The 17,414-nt window shown below is 70.9% G+C and carries 13 protein-coding genes; 7 read left to right on the forward strand and 6 right to left on the reverse strand.

Features of this window, described 5'->3' with window-relative positions; translation table 11 throughout:
• Window positions 1–67 precede the first annotated feature (67 nt).
• A complete protein-coding gene (locus ACIRG9_RS16020; protein ID WP_402855749.1) occupies window positions 68–451 on the reverse strand; it encodes an ADP-ribosylation/crystallin J1 in 384 nt (127 codons plus the stop codon).
• 123 nt (window positions 452–574) lie between these two features.
• Between ACIRG9_RS16020 and ACIRG9_RS16025 the strand changes: the two genes are divergently transcribed.
• Both ACIRG9_RS16025 and ACIRG9_RS16030 read left to right on the forward strand, forming a co-directional pair.
• On the forward strand, window positions 575–1,156 hold the full coding sequence (locus tag ACIRG9_RS16025; protein ID WP_402855752.1) for an NADAR family protein: 582 nt from the start codon (window positions 575–577) through the stop codon (window positions 1,154–1,156).
• A 28-nt stretch (window positions 1,157–1,184) separates the two neighbouring features.
• Window positions 1,185–1,700, forward strand: a complete 516-nt coding sequence (locus ACIRG9_RS16030) for an NUDIX domain-containing protein (RefSeq protein ID WP_402855755.1) — start codon at window positions 1,185–1,187, stop codon at window positions 1,698–1,700.
• Between the two features lie 97 nt (window positions 1,701–1,797).
• Here the strand turns inward: ACIRG9_RS16030 and ACIRG9_RS16035 are convergent, their stop codons facing one another.
• Window positions 1,798–3,843, reverse strand: a complete 2,046-nt coding sequence (locus ACIRG9_RS16035) for a S8 family serine peptidase (protein WP_402855758.1) — start codon at window positions 3,841–3,843, stop codon at window positions 1,798–1,800.
• A 466-nt stretch (window positions 3,844–4,309) separates the two neighbouring features.
• On the opposite strand from ACIRG9_RS16035, the gene ACIRG9_RS16040 reads away from it, so the two are divergent.
• The 3 genes from ACIRG9_RS16040 (at window position 4,310) to corA (ending at window position 8,340) form a co-directional block, all read left to right on the forward strand.
• On the forward strand, window positions 4,310–4,891 hold the full coding sequence (locus tag ACIRG9_RS16040; RefSeq protein ID WP_402855760.1) for a LemA family protein: 582 nt from the start codon (window positions 4,310–4,312) through the stop codon (window positions 4,889–4,891).
• Between the two features lie 16 nt (window positions 4,892–4,907).
• Window positions 4,908–6,785: a DUF2207 family protein gene (locus ACIRG9_RS16045; protein ID WP_402855763.1), complete on the forward strand. Its 1,878-nt coding sequence runs from the start codon at window positions 4,908–4,910 to the stop codon at window positions 6,783–6,785.
• 409 nt (window positions 6,786–7,194) lie between these two features.
• Window positions 7,195–8,340, forward strand: a complete 1,146-nt coding sequence (gene corA / locus ACIRG9_RS16050; RefSeq protein WP_402855765.1) for a magnesium/cobalt transporter CorA — start codon at window positions 7,195–7,197, stop codon at window positions 8,338–8,340.
• Between the two features lie 90 nt (window positions 8,341–8,430).
• Here corA and katG read toward each other — a convergent pair whose 3' ends face one another.
• Window positions 8,431–10,662 (reverse strand): catalase/peroxidase HPI, encoded by a 2,232-nt coding sequence (gene katG / locus ACIRG9_RS16055; protein ID WP_402855768.1) that lies wholly within the window; start codon window positions 10,660–10,662, stop codon window positions 8,431–8,433.
• 33 nt (window positions 10,663–10,695) lie between these two features.
• Window positions 10,696–11,100 carry a Fur family transcriptional regulator gene (locus tag ACIRG9_RS16060; RefSeq protein WP_402856087.1) on the reverse strand — a complete coding sequence of 135 codons (405 nt, stop codon included), beginning with the start codon at window positions 11,098–11,100 and terminating at the stop codon, window positions 10,696–10,698.
• Between the two features lie 220 nt (window positions 11,101–11,320).
• On the opposite strand from ACIRG9_RS16060, the gene ACIRG9_RS16065 reads away from it, so the two are divergent.
• Together ACIRG9_RS16065 and ACIRG9_RS16070 are read left to right on the forward strand one after the other, a co-directional pair.
• Window positions 11,321–13,195 carry a Xaa-Pro dipeptidyl-peptidase gene (locus ACIRG9_RS16065; RefSeq protein WP_402855771.1) on the forward strand — a complete coding sequence of 625 codons (1,875 nt, stop codon included), beginning with the start codon at window positions 11,321–11,323 and terminating at the stop codon, window positions 13,193–13,195.
• A 280-nt stretch (window positions 13,196–13,475) separates the two neighbouring features.
• Window positions 13,476–14,558 carry a trypsin-like serine peptidase gene (locus ACIRG9_RS16070; RefSeq protein WP_402855774.1) on the forward strand — a complete coding sequence of 361 codons (1,083 nt, stop codon included), beginning with the start codon at window positions 13,476–13,478 and terminating at the stop codon, window positions 14,556–14,558.
• Window positions 14,559–14,607: 49 nt separating this feature from the next.
• On the opposite strand, the gene ACIRG9_RS16075 is transcribed toward ACIRG9_RS16070, so the two are convergent.
• Both ACIRG9_RS16075 and ACIRG9_RS16080 read right to left on the reverse strand, forming a co-directional pair.
• On the reverse strand, window positions 14,608–15,663 hold the full coding sequence (locus tag ACIRG9_RS16075; RefSeq protein ID WP_402855777.1) for a hypothetical protein: 1,056 nt from the start codon (window positions 15,661–15,663) through the stop codon (window positions 14,608–14,610).
• A gap of 273 nt (window positions 15,664–15,936) precedes the next feature.
• Window positions 15,937–17,400: a hypothetical protein gene (locus tag ACIRG9_RS16080; protein WP_402855780.1), complete on the reverse strand. Its 1,464-nt coding sequence runs from the start codon at window positions 17,398–17,400 to the stop codon at window positions 15,937–15,939.
• Between the last annotated feature and the right edge of the window lie 14 nt (window positions 17,401–17,414).

Below are 17,414 nucleotides of genomic sequence, written 5' to 3' on the forward strand. Positions count from 1 at the left end.
CGATCATGGAGTTGTGGCAGGTGTTTCGCGGCATTAGCCGCTTTCGGGTACGACCACAACTCCATGATCAGCGCGAGCTGGCGGGGGTGGGGGTGGGGGTGGGGGTGGGGGTGGGGAACTTGTGGACGACCTCGATCGGGCCGACGAGGTGGGCGTTGAAGAGGGGCAGCTCCTCGGCGGGCACCCACAGTTCCCGGATGTCCCGGCCACCCACCTGGCGCACGGGGTAGCGGGCGGCGAAGTCGCGCTCCACCGCGAACCGGGTGACGTACCCGACGCCGGAGGCCGGGACGTTCCAGTCCCGGGCGATCATCACGGCGTACTCCTCGGTGAGCACCGGGTAGAAGATCGGCTGGTCCGGCAGCCGGGGCGGCCACTCCCGCCACTCGGACGCCTCGACCAGGGCCAACTCCTCCGGCCCGGTCGGCCGCCACAGCGTGATGGTCTCCACCGTCGCTCCTCCTCTCCGTACGCCCGGCGCAGGCTATCGGCGGCGGCACCCGCCGGGCCACCGGATTCGAGCCGGACGAAACGCGAAGGCGGAATGTCGGTGCCCTCCGGCAGACTGCCGATCATGTCGCCCCGATCCGCCGCCGAACTCGTCGCGACCGTCCGATCTGGACGGCGGGTGAAACTCCTGCACTTCTGGGGTCACCGCCCGCAGCGCGACGGCAGCATCGGCGCCGGTTGCCTGAGCCAGTGGTGGCCCGCCTCGTTCACCGTGGACGGCCGTGGGTACGCCACCGCCGAACACTGGATGATGTGGCACAAAGCCATTCTGTTCGGCGACGCGGAGCTGGCCGACCGCGTCCTCGCCGCCGGGCACCCGCAGCAGGCGAAGGCCCTCGGCCGGCAGGTGCGCGGCTTCGACGAGGAGACCTGGGCGGCACGCCGGTACGAGATCGTGGTGGCCGGCAACGTGGCCAAGTTCGGCCAGCACGAGGAGCTGGGCCGCTTTCTGCTCGGCTCCAGGGACAGGGTGCTGGTCGAGGCGAGCCCGATGGACCGGATCTGGGGCATCGGCCTGGCCGCCGACGACCCGCGCGCCGCCGATCCGGCACGGTGGCGGGGCGAGAACCTGCTCGGCTTCGCGCTGATGGACGCCCGCGCCGCGCTGCGCGACTCCCGGGCCGCAGGGCAGCGACGATCGCCGTGAGATGGTTGACCGGGTAACGTGCTGCGGCGTGACCGTCGCACCATACTCGTACTGCTCGTACTGCGGCGCCGCCTACCAGGCGGAGGCCGGCTGGCCGCGCGTCTGCGCGGCTTGCGGCGGCACGGTCTGGCGCAACCCACTGCCCGTCGCGGTGGCGGTGCTGCCGGTGCGGACGCCGACCGGGCTGGGCGTGGTGGTGGTCCGCCGGGACATCGAGCCCGCCCGCGGCCAGCTCGCGCTGCCCGGCGGCTTCATCGAGTACGGCGAGGAGTGGGACGTGGCGCTGGTCCGGGAGCTGCGCGAGGAGACCGGCCTGCTGGCCGAGGTCGGGCAGGCGCGGCTGTTCGCGGTGCACGGGGCCCCGGCCGGGGGCACCATGATGGTCTTCGGTGTGCTGCCCGAGCGGGCCATCGGGGACCTCCCGCCGTCGACGCCGACCGAGGAGGCCACCGAGTGGCTGGTCGTCACCGAGCCGGTCGAGCTGGCCTTCTCCACCCACACCCGGGTGCTCGCCGACTTCCTCGCCGGTCAGTCGCCGCGCTGAGCCACCGGGCCCGATCGGCGCGGGGCGGGGCCGGGCATCGCTGAGGCAACGGCGGTCCGGGGCCGAAGGCCCCGGACCGCCGTGGTGGCGCTGAGTCCTACTTGAAGGAGAAGGCGGCCGAGTGGGTGGTGCCGTCGATGAGGGTGACCTCCAGGCGCCCACAGGTGTTGGCCAGGGACTTGTCCGTCTTCCAGACGTACTGGTACTGCTTGCTGGCCGGGTCGTACGTCAGGCTGCTCGCGCCCGCGGTGACGGTTTCCACGGCCACCTCCTGCGTGGCCGACGTGTCACAGGTCGTCGCGCGAAGCTTGGGGAAGCCCGCGGCGAGAACGCCCAGGCCCTGGTCGCCACCGAGGCCGAACTTGACCGGGACGGCGCTGCCGGCCTTCACGGCGTTGACCTTGTCGGCGCTGACCGGCGCCCCGAAGGTGCGCCAGTCGTAGACGACCTGGTAGGTGACGCTGGCCGGGGCCGCCTTGTTGCCGGCCCGGTCGCGAGCGCCGGAGCAGGTGGCGGTGAAGTATCCGACGGCCGGTCCGCCGGTGACGGACAGCGTGGCCTCCGCGGCGACGCCGCTGTCACTGTCGGTGGTCGCGCAGCCCGGAGTCACCGGATTGCCGAGGGTGATCTGCTCACCCTGGCCGACCCCGGTGACCTTGACGGTCGGCGCCGTCACGTCCTCGGCCTCGGTGACCGCCTTGTAGGCGTTGACCAGTCCGTACCCGAAGAAGCCGTTGACGTTCGGGTTGTTCGGGTCAACCTTGCACCGGCCCTGGGTGTAGTCGGTGCCGGAGGTGGGGCAGGCGAGCGGGATGGCCTGCTTGCGCAGCAGCTCCGCGAGGTAGTCGGGAGTGGCCCCGGGGTGCTTCGACGCCAGCAGCGCGGCGACGCCGGCGACGTGCGGGGAGGCCATCGAGGTGCCGGAGAGCGTCCGGTAGCTGGCCACCCCGGTCGACGGCGAGGTCGAGTAGATGCTCGATCCGGGAGCGGCCACGTCCACGGCCCCGAGCCCGAAGCTGGAGAACGACGAGCGTGCCGGCTGCGTGGTCAGGCCCGGGTACCACGGCCCGACCGCGTTCGCGGGGGCGGCGGGCTGGGTGGTCGACGACACCGACACCACGTTGGGCAGTTCCGCCGGCAGGTCGAGGCAGCTCGGGTCGAGGGTGCGCCGGACCGGATTGGTGTCGTCCGGGCTGGTGGTGTCGACCGTCTTGTTGGCGAGGTCCTGGTTCTCGTTGCCCGCCGCGGCAATGTTCAGGATGCCGTGCTCGGTGGTGTAGTCCACCGCGCGCCGGACCGCTTCGACGATCGGAGCCTGGTCGGCCTGGCTCTCACACCAGTAGAGCCACGGGTCGATGTAGTAGCTGTTGTTCGTGACCTGGATGCCGTGCTCGGCCGCCCAGACGAAGCCGCAGATCGCGTACTCCGGGTAGATGAAGCCGTCCGGGTTGACGACCTTGATGGAGGCCAGCTTCACGCCGGGCGCGACGCCGACGATGCCGACGCCGTTCTTCGCCGAGGCGATGGTCCCGGCGACGTGCGTGCCGTGGTAGTCGGCGGTGATGCTGGTGGGCCGCCACGCGCCCGGCGTGGTGTCCGGAGCGCCGGTGCCGACGCAGTTCACCGACTTCGACTGGTCCACCACCGGGGCGAGGTCCTGGTGGTTGGCGTCGATCCCGTCGTCCAGGACACCGACGGTGACCGTCGAGCTGCCCAGGTTGACCTCGTGGGCCGCGCGCGCCCCGATGAGGATCATGTCGCTCTGCCGGGTCGCGTTCTCCATGGCGTCCGGCTCGTAGGCGTCGAGTTCCGCGGTCTCGTCCGTCATGGCGGGCAGCGCGGCGGTCCGGGTGGCGCCGGCGGAGTGGACGGCACCGCCGTGCGCGACGGACTTCACCTTCTGGGCGAACGCGGGGTCGGTGGAGCGGGCGATGACCACGCCGATCTGCGCGTACGAGGCCATCACCTGGCCGCCGGCCTCGGTGACCGCGGCGGCCGCGTCGGCCGTCTGCGCCTTGCCGAGGGCGTTGACGACATAGCTGAGGTTGGGACCGTCGGCCGCCGCGGCGCTTGGCGCGAGGATTGCACCGAATGCCGCTACGAGGCTGGTCGCGGTGGTGACGATGAGGGAACGTCTGCCCATCCTGGATTGCATTCCGGGCCTTTCGAAAGAGGGTGAGGGGGTCACCCGATCTTGAGTTGAGCGATCATAGGATGAATCTTTCCCGGAGCACACTCGGCTGGACGGCTGATGACCCTGCCCAGGTGGACGCCTAGATTCCGCGGCAGGTCAGGAACCGGGAAATCGAGATGCGCAAAAGAATTGGCCATGGCTCGTAGCCATGGTCGACCGCTCGTCCAGGGGCGGTCGGGACGGCAATCAGGCCCGGCCACCCGTTCGCCTGATGGCGCCGGGCAGCTCGGCTGCTCATGCTCGTGACAGTTGGGAAGCTGACGGCGGCAACCCGCCGCGGCCGGCGCGGTGTCAGGCGGGACAGCGTTCGGAAATCTTGCGCGGCCGGCAGTCCGATGGCTGACAGCCGCATGCGGCTACCGATTGCGCCCCCGCATCATGATGCGGACACGAAGATCCAATGTGGGAGTCACAGATGGGCAGTGGCGTCATTCTGGGAATTGTCGGCGGGCTGTTCTGCCTGCTCGTGGTGGTCGTGATCGGCTGGGCGCTGGCCGCGTACAACCGGCTGGTCCGGCAGCGCAACCAGGTGCAGGCGTCCTGGGCACAGATCGACGTCCAGCTCAAACGCCGGTACGACCTGATTCCCAACCTGGTGGAGACGGTCAAGGGCTACGCGGCGCACGAGCGCGGCACGCTGGAGGCCGTGGTCACCGCCCGTACCGGGGCGATCACGGCCGCCGGTACGCCCGGCGTGGCCGACCGCGCGGCTGCCGAGAACGTGCTGACCCAGGCGCTCGGCCGGCTCTTCGCGCTCGCCGAGGCGTACCCGGACCTGAAAGCCAACCAGAACTTCGCGGCGTTGCAGGGCGAGCTGGCGAACACCGAGGACAAGATCGCGTACGCGCGGCAGTTCTACAACAGTGCCGTCCAGACCTTCAACACCACCGTGCAGTCCATCCCCACCAACATCATCGCCGGCGTCGGCGGCTTCCGGGCGAAGGACTTCTTCGAGACCGCGGACGGCGAGCGCGCCCCCGTCCAGGTGCGCTTCTGACGGCGCGAGCACGGTGATGGACCGGCGCCTGCTCCTCGACCTGGCAGTGAGCGCGGTCGCGCTCACCGGCTGGTTCCTTGTCTACGGCCTCGTTCGGCTGGTCACCAGACCGGCCGGTCCGGCGCCCGCGCCGGCCACTCCGGAGCTCGGTTCCGAAGCGCCCGCCGTGGTCAGCCTGCTGGTCAACCGCTGGTCGGTCACCGAGGACGCGGCCGAGTCGACGCTGCTCGACCTCGCCGCCCGTGGCTTCGTCGAACTGCGCCAGCCGGGCAACGACCCGATGCAGACCACCCTGCACCTGCCGGCGGCGCCGCCGGACGACGGCGGGCTGCGGCCGTACGAGCGCCGGGTGCTCGACCGGGTGCGTGGGCTCGCGGTCAACGGCGTGGTGCCGCTCACCGCGCTGACCTTTCGGAACCAGGCGCAGGCCAGGGCGTGGAACAAGCGGCTGCGCGCGCAGGTCGTCGCGGATGCCCGGGCGGCCGGACTGTCCCGGCGTCGCTTCGGTCCGGCGGTGACCACCCTCCTGGTCGCCGCCGCGGTGGTCGCCGGGGTGGCCGTCGGTGTCGCCGTCCTGCACTACGGCATCTGGCACCAGGAGGACGACAATCCTGGTCTCGCCGCCGGCATCGTCACGTTCGCGGTGCTCACCGCCATCGCCGGGGCCTCCCCCGGCGAGCGCGACACGGCCCTCGGCCGGCAGGTGGCGGCGCGGTGGCTCGGCGTGCGCGCCTGGCTGCGCGGGCACGAGCAGTTCGACGAGTTGCCGCCGGCCGCGGTGGCGATCTGGGACCGCTATCTGGGCTACGGCGCTGCCGTCGGTGCGACCCGCCTGGCCAGCGCTGTCCTGGACCTCGGGATGGGCGACCGGTCGCTGGTCTGGTCGTCGTTCGGCGGCACGTGGCACCGGGTACGGGTGCGCTACCCGCGCTTCTTCGCCCGCTACGGCCGGACGGTGCCGAGGCTGTTGCTGCCCGCCGTGATCAGCATCGTGGTCGGCGCCTTCCTGTTGAAGGTGTTCGGCGGCTCCGTCGACCTCGTGCCGTCCACAACCGACCAGACGGACCGGGTGCTGGCCTTCGTGGCCGACGGCGTCGTCGCCGTGGCGCTGCTGTTGCTGGTGTCCGGGGGTTACCGACTGGTGCGCGGCCTCGCCGACCTCGCCGCCGAGCGCATCATCACCGGCGAGGTGCTCTGGTTGGAGGTGTGGCGCTCGACCGCGCAGCGCGACAACCAGCCGTCCCGGCCCTGGCTGCACTACCTGGCGGTGGACGACGGCACCGGTGACCGGACCACCGCCTGGGGATTGCCCAGCCAGTGGGCGGCCGGCTGCCACGACGGCGACACCGTGACGATCCGGGTGCGGCCCTGGACCCGGCGGGTGGTCAGCGTGTCGGTGGTCGGTCAGGGCCGGTCGCGACTGTTGACGGAGCCGGTCGGGGCCGACACCACCGATGGGCTGGCGCTGCCGAGGGGAGGCGGCGGGCCCGGACCGACCGATCCGGCTGCGCCACCGACGGAGCTCTTCACTTCCGAGGAGGTCGGGCAGGCGCTGGCCCTGCCGGTCCGGGCCGCCGAACGGCTCGACCTGCCGGGGCCACTGGCCGGTGCCCAGTTCTGTTCGGCCAGCGACGGCCAGCCCGTCCTGATCATCCAGGTGGTGGGCGGGGCGCCGGGACGGTGGATCTGGCGGCTCAACGCCCGGGGGCAGGAGCTGTCCGGTATCGGCGACGGGGCGTACACGTCCGGCGAGCAGGTCGTCATGCGGGTCGGCGACAGCACGGTGGTGGTGCGGGTCGTCGGCGGCGCGCGCGGGCGGGTCGGCCACCTGCCCTGGCTGGTGGCCCAGGGTGCCGCACGGGTGTCCGCCGGGCGCGGCGGGGCGACCACCTGACGGGAGACGACGCACACTTCGTCACTGCTGGGCGCCGGTGCGGCTCGACGGGGCCGGTAGGAAGATCGGGCCGGCCCCGGGCCGCTCAGCCGGCGCACCGAGGCTCGGCGTGGGCACCGCTGGTGACCGCCGACGGAGATGTTCCACCACCCGGACCATACGCGGTGCCTACCGGCCCGGCCTGCGGGTACACGTCAAGCGGCAACCACAGTGCGGTCCGGGCCGTGCGGGTAGACTGCGGCGCACGAAGGCGTGCGGCGGAGGGAGGTGGTACGCGATGGGCAGTGATCCCCCCAGTACCACCAGCATCCCGAGCCCCACCACCCCCGCGACCGCCGCCTAGCCAGCTGGTGCCGGCGGCGGACTGCCGGGGCGTGACCCCTCTCCATCCGCCCTGAGGGAGACCCGCATGCCCGCGAAGCGCCGCACGTTCCCGCTGCCCACCGGTCTGAGCCGCCGTCGGGCACGCATCGATCGGCCCGCTACCGACGAGCCGGCCCCGGACGTGGCCGCCGCTGCCATCGCCCCTCCGGACAGCCGGCTCATCGACAGCGCCGTCTACACCCGCGGCCACCGGTACGCCTCCCCGATCAGCCTTGCCGAGACCTACCAGTGTCTGCACGAGCAGGACGAGGCGATGGCCTGGATCGGGCTCTACCGGGCCAACGCCGACCAGATCGCCTCCCTGGCGGACGAGTTCAAGCTGCACCACCTGGCCGTCGAGGACGCCATCACCGCCCACCAGCGGCCCAAACTCGAACGCTACGGCGACACCCTCTTCGTGGTGCTGCGCGCCGCCCGCTACGACGACGAACGCGAAGAGGTCGAGTTCAGCGAGCTGCACCTGTTCATCGGACCCGGCTTCGTCATCACCGTCCGGCACGGTGAGGCGCCCGACCTCGCCGCCGTCCGGCGGCGGATGGAAGCCGAGCCCGAGATGCTCGCGCGCGGCCCGGAGGCCGTGCTGTACGCGATCCTCGATCAGGTCGTCGACGGTTACGCGCCCGTCGTCTCCGGCCTGGAGAACGACATCGACGAGATCGAGACCGAGGTCTTCGGTGGCGACCCGAAGGTGAGCCGCCGAATCTACGAGCTCAGCCGCGAGGTGATCGAGTTCCAGCGGGCCGCCCGCCCTCTCCTCGGCGTGCTGAACGCCCTCAGCATCGGCTTCGCAAAGTATGGCACCGAGGAGGAGCTGCAACGGTATCTGCGCGATGTCGCCGACCACCTCACCCAGGTCGTCGAGCGCGTCGACGGGTTCCGGCACCTGCTGCAGAACATCCTCACCGTCAACGCCACCCTGGTGAACCAGCAGCAGAACGAGGAGATGCGCAGCCTCACCGCCGCCAGCTACGAGCAGAACGAGGAGATCAAGAAGATCTCCTCGTGGGCCGCGATCCTGTTCGCCCCCACCCTCATCGGCACCGTCTACGGGATGAACTTCGAACACATGCCCGAGCTGAAGTGGCACTTCGGGTACCTGTTCGCGGTCGTCCTCATGGGCCTCGTGTGCACTGGCCTCTACCTCATCTTCAAACGCCGCAACTGGCTCTGATCCAACGCGGCCAGCGCCGGGGGCTGGCCGGTGTCGTGGCCGGCCCGGTCGTCCGGGCCGGCCCTCTGTGGGCCGGCCCGGACGGCGGGATCACACGAGGTCGAACCGGTCGAGGTTCATCACCTTGACCCACGCGTCGACGAAGTCCCGCGCGAACTTGTCCCGCGCGTCGTCGCTCGCGTAGACCTCCGCGAGGGCGCGTAGTTCCGAGTTCGACCCGAAGACGAGGTCGACGCGGCTGCCGGTCCACTTGACCTCGCCGGTGGCGGGGTCACGCGCCTCGAAGGTGTTCGCGTCCTCGGACGTCGCCGTCCACGTCGTGCCCAGGTCGAGCAGGTTGACGAAGAAGTCGTTGGTCAGCGTTTCGGGGGCCGCGGTGAGGACGCCCAGCGACGACCGCTGGTGGTTCGCGCCCAGGACGCGGAGACCGCCGACGAGGACCGTCATCTCGGGCGCGCTCAGGGTCAGCAGGTTAGCCCGATCCACCAGGAGGAACTCGGCCGGCAGACGGTGGCCCTTGCCGAGGTAGTTGCGGAACCCGTCCGCGGCCGGCTCGAGCGCGGCGAAGGACTCCGCGTCGGTCTGCTCTGACGAGGCGTCCGTACGGCCCGGCGTGAAGGGGACGTCGACGGTGTGGCCGGCGTTCCTGGCGGCCTGCTCCACGGCAGCGGAGCCGCCGAGCACGATCAGGTCCGCGAGCGAGACCTGCTTGCCCCCGGTCTGCTCGGCGTTGAACGCCTTCTGGATCTCCTCCAGGGTGTGCAGCACCCGGGCCAGCTCGTCGGGCTGGTTGACCTCCCACCCGTTCTGCGGGGCGAGGCGGATGCGTGCCCCGTTGGCACCGCCGCGCTTGTCACTGCCGCGGAACGTCGAGGCCGACGCCCACGCGGTGGAGACCAGCTCGGCAACGGTCAGCTCCGAGGCGAGGATCTGGCCCTTGAGGGCGGCGACGTCCGCGGCGTCGATGAGCTTGTGCGTCACCGGCGGCAGGGGGTCCTGCCAGAGCAGCGTCTCGGCCGGGACCTCCGGGCCGAGGTAGCGGGCGACCGGTCCCATGTCGCGGTGGGTCAGCTTGAACCAGGCGCGGGCGAAGGCGTCCGCGAACTCGTCCGGGTTTTCCAGGAAGCGCCGCGAGATCTGCTCGTAGACCGGGTCGACCCGCAGTGCGATGTCGCTCGTCAGCATCCGCGGTTCGCGGCGCTTGGCGGGGTCGTGCGCCTCGGGCACCATGTCGGCGCCGGCACCGTTCTTGGGGCGCCACTGGTGCGCGCCGGCCGGCGACTGCATCAGCTCCCACTCGTACGCGAAGAGGATGTGGAAGAACTCGTTGTCCCACCGGGTCGGGTGGTAGGTCCAGGTGACCTCGATCCCGCTGGTGATGGTGTCGGCGCCCTTGCCGGTGCCGAAGGTGCTCTTCCAGCCCAGCCCCTGCTCCTCCAGCGGGGCGCCCTCGGGCTCGGGGCCGACGTGGTCGGCGGGGCCGGCGCCGTGGGTCTTGCCGAAGGTGTGGCCGCCGGCGATGAGCGCGACGGTCTCCTCGTCGTTCATCGCCATCCGGCGGAACGTCTCGCGGATGTCCCGGGCGGAGGCCAGCGGATCCGGGGTGCCGTTCGGCCCCTCGGGGTTCACATAGATGAGGCCCATCTGCACCGCGGCGAGCGGGTTCTCCAGATCCCGCTCGCCGGTGTAGCGCTGGTCGCCGAGCCAGGTGGTCTCCGGTCCCCAGTAGACGTCCTCGTCGGGCTCCCAGACGTCCTCGCGGCCACCGGCGAAGCCGAAGGTCGTGAAGCCCATGGACTCCAGGGCCACGTTGCCGGCGAGGACCATGAGGTCGGCCCAGGAGATCCGCTGGCCGTACTTCTTCTTCACCGGCCACAGCAGACGGCGCGCCTTGTCGAGGTTCCCGTTGTCCGGCCAGCTGTTGAGCGGCGCGAAGCGCTGCTGACCGGCCCCGGCGCCGCCGCGACCGTCGCTGATCCGGTAGGTGCCCGCGCTGTGCCACGCCATCCGGATCATGAGCGGGCCGTAGTTGCCGAAGTCGGCCGGCCACCAGTCCTGCGAGGTCGTCAGAACCTCCGCGATGTCCTGCTTCACCGCGGCGAGGTCGAGGCTCTTGAACGCCTCGGCGTAGCTGAACCGCTCACCGAGCGGGTTGGCCACAACGGGGTTCTTGGCGAGGATCTTCAGGTTGAGCTGGTTCGGCCACCAGCCGCGGTTACCCCCGCCCTGGGTCGGGTGCGGGGCGCGCCCGTGCGCGACCGGGCAGCGGGACTCGCTCCCTGCGGTCGCGTCGTGGACAACGGCGTCGTGGTTCTCGGACATCAGATTCCTTCCGTGACGTGAGGCACCGAATGGTCAGGAATTGGCTATGGCACAACAAACGGGGCAGGTGCCCCAGTAGACGACCTCGGCCTCGTCGATCGAGAAGCCGTGGTCGTCGGACGCGGTCAGGCAGGGCGCCTCGCCGACGGCACAGTTGACGTCGGCGATGACGCCGCACGACCGGCACACGACGTGGTGGTGGTTGTCCCCGACCCGCGACTCGTAGCGCGCCACGGAGCCGGGCGGCTCGATGCGCCGCAGCAGACCCGCGACGGTCAGCACCCGCAGGACGTCGTACACGGCCTGGCGGGAGACCGTGGGGAGATCTCGTCGCACCACGCCGATGATCGAGTCGGTGTCGGCGTGCGGCTGCGCGTGCACCGCGTTCAGCACCGCCACCCGGGGACGGGTCACGCGCAACGCGGCCTCGCGCAGCATCTGCTGGAAGTCCAGGGGCGTGGCCACGTCCCAGAGTCTGGCTACTTTTCTGGAATGAGTCAAGAAAACGCGCCGACAATCACGCCGGGCCCACGCAGAGTCACGCACCGTGGGCGTTCAGGGCGCCCTCGATGGCAATCGTGATCGCCGGCCATCGACCGCGACAAGTGGCGCAACTAGCATGGTCAACTCCGGACCACCCCCGCCACGGGAGGAATCCATGCATCCACCGCGCTACCGCGCCCTCTTCGCCGCCACTCTCGCCATCACGACCGCCCTGGCCGTACCTGCGGCACCGGCCGGCGCCGCACCGGCGGCACCACCCGGCATCGTCGTCAGCGACGGGGTCACCCAACCGGTGTTCTCCCTCGCGGACGCCATCGAGGAACGGGTGTGGGTCGAGACGCCGCTCGACACCGACCACGACGGCGTGCTCGACCGGATCGTCGCCGACATCTCCCGCCCTCGGGAGACCGCCACGCAGGGCCTGAAGGTCCCGGTCGTCTTCGAGCACAGCCCCTACCGTCAGGGCACCTGGAACGACGTGCCATACCCGAGCGTGCTGGTGGACGAGCTGCCGCAGACCGGGCTGACCAGGCAGCTGCGCGCCGGGGCAGCGCCGGTCGGGATCCAGCAGGCCAAGGCCAACCTGCCCGGATCCCTCGACGACTACTACGTCCCGCGCGGGTACGCGGTCGTGCTCGGGCAGAGCATCGGCACCGCGGACTCCGACGGCTGTCCGACCAGTGGCGACATGGCGGAAACGCTCGGCGCGAAGGCCGTCATCGACTGGCTGGGCGGACGGGCACGGGCGTTCAACGCCGCCGGTGACCCGGTCACCGCCGACTGGACCACCGGAGCGGTGGGCATGACCGGCGTGTCGTACAACGGGACGCTGCCCAACATGGTGGCCACGACCGGCGTCGAAAACCTGAAGACCATCATCCCGGTCTCCGCGATCAGCAACTGGTACGACTACTACCGGGCCAACGGGCTGGTGGTGGCGCCGGGCACCTACCAGGGCGAGGACGTCGACATCCTGGCGCAGTACACCGCCGGCCGGGCGCGCGCCGAGGGCAGGTGCGCCGACGAGATCGCACAGCTGACCGCGGAACAGGACCGGGCCACCGGGGACTACAGCGAATTCTGGCGGGCGCGGGACTATCTGCCCGGCGTCAAGAACATCAAGGCCAGCGTCTTCGTTGTGCACGGGCTCAACGACTGGAACGTGAAGACGGAGAACTTCGCCGGCTGGTGGGACCGACTCGCCGCGGCCAAGGTGCCGCGCAAGATCTGGCTGCACCAGGGTGGCCACGGCGGCCCGGGTAACTCGGCGACGGTGACCCTGCCCGGTGGGCAGGCGTGGACCTACAAGGAGACCGAGAACCGCTGGTTCGACTACTGGCTGTGGGGCGTGCGGAACGGCATCATGGACGAGCCGACCGCGGTCCTGCAGCGGGAGAACCGTGCCTACACCACGTACGCCAACTGGCCGGACCCGGACGCGCGCGAGGTGACGCTGCGGCTGACCGCCGACAGCCCGACCGAACCCGGTGGGCTGACGACCGCCGGCAACTCGGATCCGCGCGTGCGGCAGTCCTTCGTGGACGAGGGCCGCACGACCGGCCCGGCCACCCTGGTGGCCGGTCCCGACGCGGCCAGCGACCACCGGCTGGTCTACCACTCGCCGGTGCTGACCCACGACGTACGCCTGTCCGGACGGCCCGAGATGCGGCTGCGCCTGTCGATCGAGAACCGCGCCGACGCGAACCTCTCCGTCTACCTGGTCGACTACGGCGCGCCCGGCTCGACCGCGGCGCCGTTCGTGGTGACCCGGGGCTGGATGGATCCGCAGAACCGGACCGGCTGGTCGCACACGACCGCGGTCAAGCAGGGCGTGATGTACGACTACCGATGGACCCTGCAACCGAAGGACTACGTCTTCGCGGCAGGGCACCGTATCGGGGTGGTCGTCTTCTCCAGCGACCAGGAATACACGCTGCTGCCCCTCGGCGGCACCCGGCTGACCGTTCAGCCCGGCGCGAGTCGCCTCACACTGCCGGTCGTCGGCGGCCGCGCGGCCCTCGGCTTCTGATCCGCGCCGCCGGCCCGGACGGCTTCCGAGCCGTCCGGGCCGGTGTGCGCCGTCCCGTCGGGGCGATTCCCCAGCGGGCGAAAGGCATCTCCGCACAATTCCCGTCAGCGTTTTCCCGCGAGCTCAACGCCAAGCCCCGCACACGCATCATTCATATTTATCAATGTGTGGTCTTCGGCCACACTTTCCTCCATCTGCTCAACAGAGCTTCCGCTGATGACGGTCAATGGATCCTTCGGCAGTATTCGGGTCCCGATCCGCTATCCGGAAGGTAGGGAACATGTCCACAAGACTGCTGCGCGGCCTCGCCGCCGTCGCGGTGATGACCGCGGCGACGCTGGCCACAGCGGGCACCGCGACCGCCGCCCCGACCACGCCCACCGCGTCGACCAGTGCCGTCATCGGAAGTCCCGCGCAGCTCAGCCCGGAGCTGGCTCGCACCGTCGCGGGCAACGACACCGACGCCCGGCAGCGGGCCCTGGCCGCGTACTGGACCCCGGCCCGGATGAGGGCCGCCAAGCCGGACACCGAACTCCCGTCGGTGAAGGCGGCGCTCGCCGACAGCACCCGGAACCTGGCGACGAGCGCCACCCGTCCGCAGGGCCCGTCCGGCGGTGTCGCACCGGCCGCGCCCGCCGTCGAGCCGAAGGCGAACGGGTCCACCGTCGCGCCGTCCGACCTGTCGACGCAGGCCTACTACCCCAACTACCCGGTCGGCCACCCGGTGGCCCGCACCTCCGGCAAGGTCTTCTTCACCCTCAGCGGCGGCAACTACGTGTGCTCGGCGACCATCGTGAACACCGAGGGCAAGTCCGAGGTGTGGACCGCGGGTCACTGCCTCACCGGCAACCGGGCGTGGGCGAGCAACTGGGCCTTCGTCCCGAACTACGCCAACGGTTCGGCCCCCTACGGCGTGTGGTACGCCACCCAGCTCTGGACGACCACGGCCTGGTTCAACAACAACAACGACTTCGCCAACGACGTCGGCTCGGCGGTGATGGCCCGCAACAGCGGCCAGCGGATCACCGACTACCTCGGCGGCCAGGGCATCGCCTGGAACTACCCGATCGGCCAGTCCGACTACGCCTTCGGCTACCCGGCGGCGTCCCCGTTCAACGGTGAGGTGCTCACCGCGGAGAACGGCGCCACCTACGACGGCGGTGGCGGCACCATCTACATGGTCAACTACATGACCGGTGGCTCGTCCGGCGGCGGTTGGCTGATGTCGTTCGACGGCAACTGGGGCTACCTCAACGGGCACAACGACTTCAAGTACAACGACCTCCCGCAGTACATGTTCTCGCCGTACTACGGCAACCAGGTGGCGGATCTGTACAACACCGTACGGAACCTCTCCAGCTGACCGCCGGAACGGAAGGCGCCGGGTCCGGTTCGGACCCGGCGCCGCTTCGCTAGCGCCCGGTCCGGCGGGACCTGGCCGTCCCGAGCAGGCCCGCGCCGACCAGAACCGCGCCCACCAGTACCAGCACTCCGAGTACGCCCGCAAAGCCCTCACCGTGGCGGGAGCCGGCGGCGGCCGGCGACGCCGTGACCGCCGTCGGTTGCGACGCCGTGGCCGGTCGTGACGATCTGGCGGGTTGCGACGTCTGGGCCGTTGGGACGCGGGGCGCCGGGTACCGGAGGATGGTGGGCCGGGTGCCCGCCGGCTGATCCGCGGTTTCCGAGACGGTGAGCAGAAAACGGCCGTCCGGGGTGTAGGCGATGGACTCGCCCTGCGGCTCGTCGGGCAGCGGGATGATCCGTGGGGTCCCGGAGGTCAGCGCGCCGACCACATCGCCGTCGGGGACGTCGAACTCGAACGCGTCGGCGTACGTGCGCAGCACCACCCGCCGCCCGTCCGGCGCGGTGGCGGCCCCGGTGACGACCGCGCGACCGAGGAAGCCGAACGGGTTGCTCGTGTTCGTGCCGGGAAGCCGCACCTGCCCGCGGCGCTCCATCGGCACCGTACCGCCCGGCACCAGCTCGCGGGTCGGGGCGTAGATGCCCGCCGCGCCGCCCTGTTTCGTGACGATCAGAGGCCGGCCGTCGGCGGTCAGCAGGAGCGCCTCCGCGTCGTGCGGCCCGTCGGGGTAGGTCAGCCGGTGCAGCAACGGCCGGGCACCGCCCGGCGCGAGCCGCCACACGCCGATGGTCTCCCGGGAGCGCCGGTTGTCGCCGACGTCGGCGATCCAGATCGTGCCGTCCGGCCCGAGAGCCAGGTCCTCCGTGTCGCGCGGCCGCGACGGATACCGCAGCGTCCGCACCACCCGGCAGTCGGTGTCGAGAAAGAAGATCCGCCGCCGGGGCTCCTCGTCGGCGCTGTCGTTGACCACGACGAAGCCACTCCGGGTGGCGGCCAGTCCGGAGATCTCGGTGAGCCGGCTGTCGCGCACCCGGCACACCGGCACCCCGCCCTCGGACGAGGGGCTCGGCGACGCTCCCGCCACCGCCGCGCCGGCCGGTGCCATGACACACGCGGCAACGGCGGAGCACGCCACCACCCGCCACCGCGCTGACCTCCGGCGCTCCCCCACGATGCCTCACTTCGCTCCCGCCGAGCCGCACCCGGCCGTCCGGCCGCCGGCCACGCACAGGTCCACGGCGTACACCGGTTGTCTGTGATGGATGATCCGGGTCGGGGGCTCGTGCTGCCAGTCTCGCCGCGTGTCGACGGCCTCGGCGGGGCGCGGGCAACGCGCCGTGTGGCGCGGCCCCGCCGGTGGACGGGGCCGCGCGTGGTGTCAATCCCGGCACAGGGGTACGTCGGGCTCCACGACCGTCCGGTTGACGATGTCCTTCTTGATGAGGTCGGCCTCCTTGGGGATGCTGACCTTCAGCACGTACTCGATCGCCTTGGTCAGCGGCTCCGACAGGCTGATGCCCTCGCCCGCCCGCACGGTGAGGACCAGCGTGGAGCCCCGGCACTTCACTCCCGGCCCCACGGGTAGTGGCAGGCCGATCCGGCCGGCCGCCGATCCGTTGGTCACCCCGATCGACGCCACGATGCCGACGAACGGCCCGGCGCCGGCGACCGGCAGCCCGAGCATGAGTCCGAAGCGGAACTCCGCGGCCACGACGATCCCCTCGACGCCGATCGAGACGCCACGGATGGACTTCACGATGCTGTCCTGCACGGAGAAGGTGGGCGTGAGGACGGTCGACTGGACGTAGCCGATCGGCCCGTCGAGCCCCCACTTGCCGGTGGCCTTGATGTTGCCGTTCTTCGCCGAGAAGCCCGTGGTGACGAGGAACTTGAACGTCTGCTTGAGGGTCGCCGGGAATCCTCCGATGATGATGGGCTGCTTCACCTCGATGGGAAGCTCGATCTTCGCCTTCTTGTTGTCCTCCAACCCGCCTTCGGCGCCGGCGGCGATGGTGATGGCGAGGCCCTCGACCCCGTCGATTCGGAACTGCGGGTTGGGGATCACGCCGTGGGTCACCCGGATGTCCCCCCACGCCCGGAGGTTCCGGAGCAGCAGTTGGATGTCGAAGTCGACCTTGAGACGCTTCACCGCTGTCGAGTGCGAGGCGGTCAGCCCCAGCTTCGACCGGTCCTTGTACGCCTCCACGTCCCAGTCGCCGACCTTCTGCTTGAGGCTCTTGGCCCCCCGCGCTCCCGGCTCGGGTGCCGGCGCGAGAACGATCGGCGGCACGGCGAGCCGGAAGTCGCCCGCGCCGATGGCGTTCACCCCGAGTCCGGTTGCCTGAGCGGCGTCCGGCACGACCGGTGTCGCGCCGGACGAAGCCTCGTCGACGACCTCCCCGAGCAGGTCGGGCAGCGGGCCGAAGGTCTGCGCCTCGACGTCCAACGGTTGGTCGATCTTGAAATGGCCGTCCCGCACCACATCGGTCAGCCGCACCGGCGCCAGGGTGACCGCCTTGTCGCGGCCCGACCGCTCGATCCTCACCACCCGGCCGACCGCCTCGCTCGTGGCGAACATGATCTTACCGGGCGCGACGTCCTTGATTCCTCGGGCGCCACCGTCGATCACGTAGGTGAAGCCGTCCTTGCTCACCGACCGGATGGCCCTGCTGCCGCCTTCCACGATCACCACATCCGGCTGGTAGACCACGGAACGGTCCGGCTTCGGGGCGTACCCGTACCGATCGTCGGTCGTGGCGTCGTCGCCGGGACCGAGCTTTCCGCACCCGGCGGTCAGCAGGACCACGACCAGTCCGAGCGTCGTCCACCTGCGCCCGCGCATGTTCGCCGCCACCC

The sequence above is a fragment of the Micromonospora sp. NPDC093277 genome, from assembly GCF_044765245.1.
Lineage (GTDB): Bacteria > Actinomycetota > Actinomycetes > Mycobacteriales > Micromonosporaceae > Micromonospora.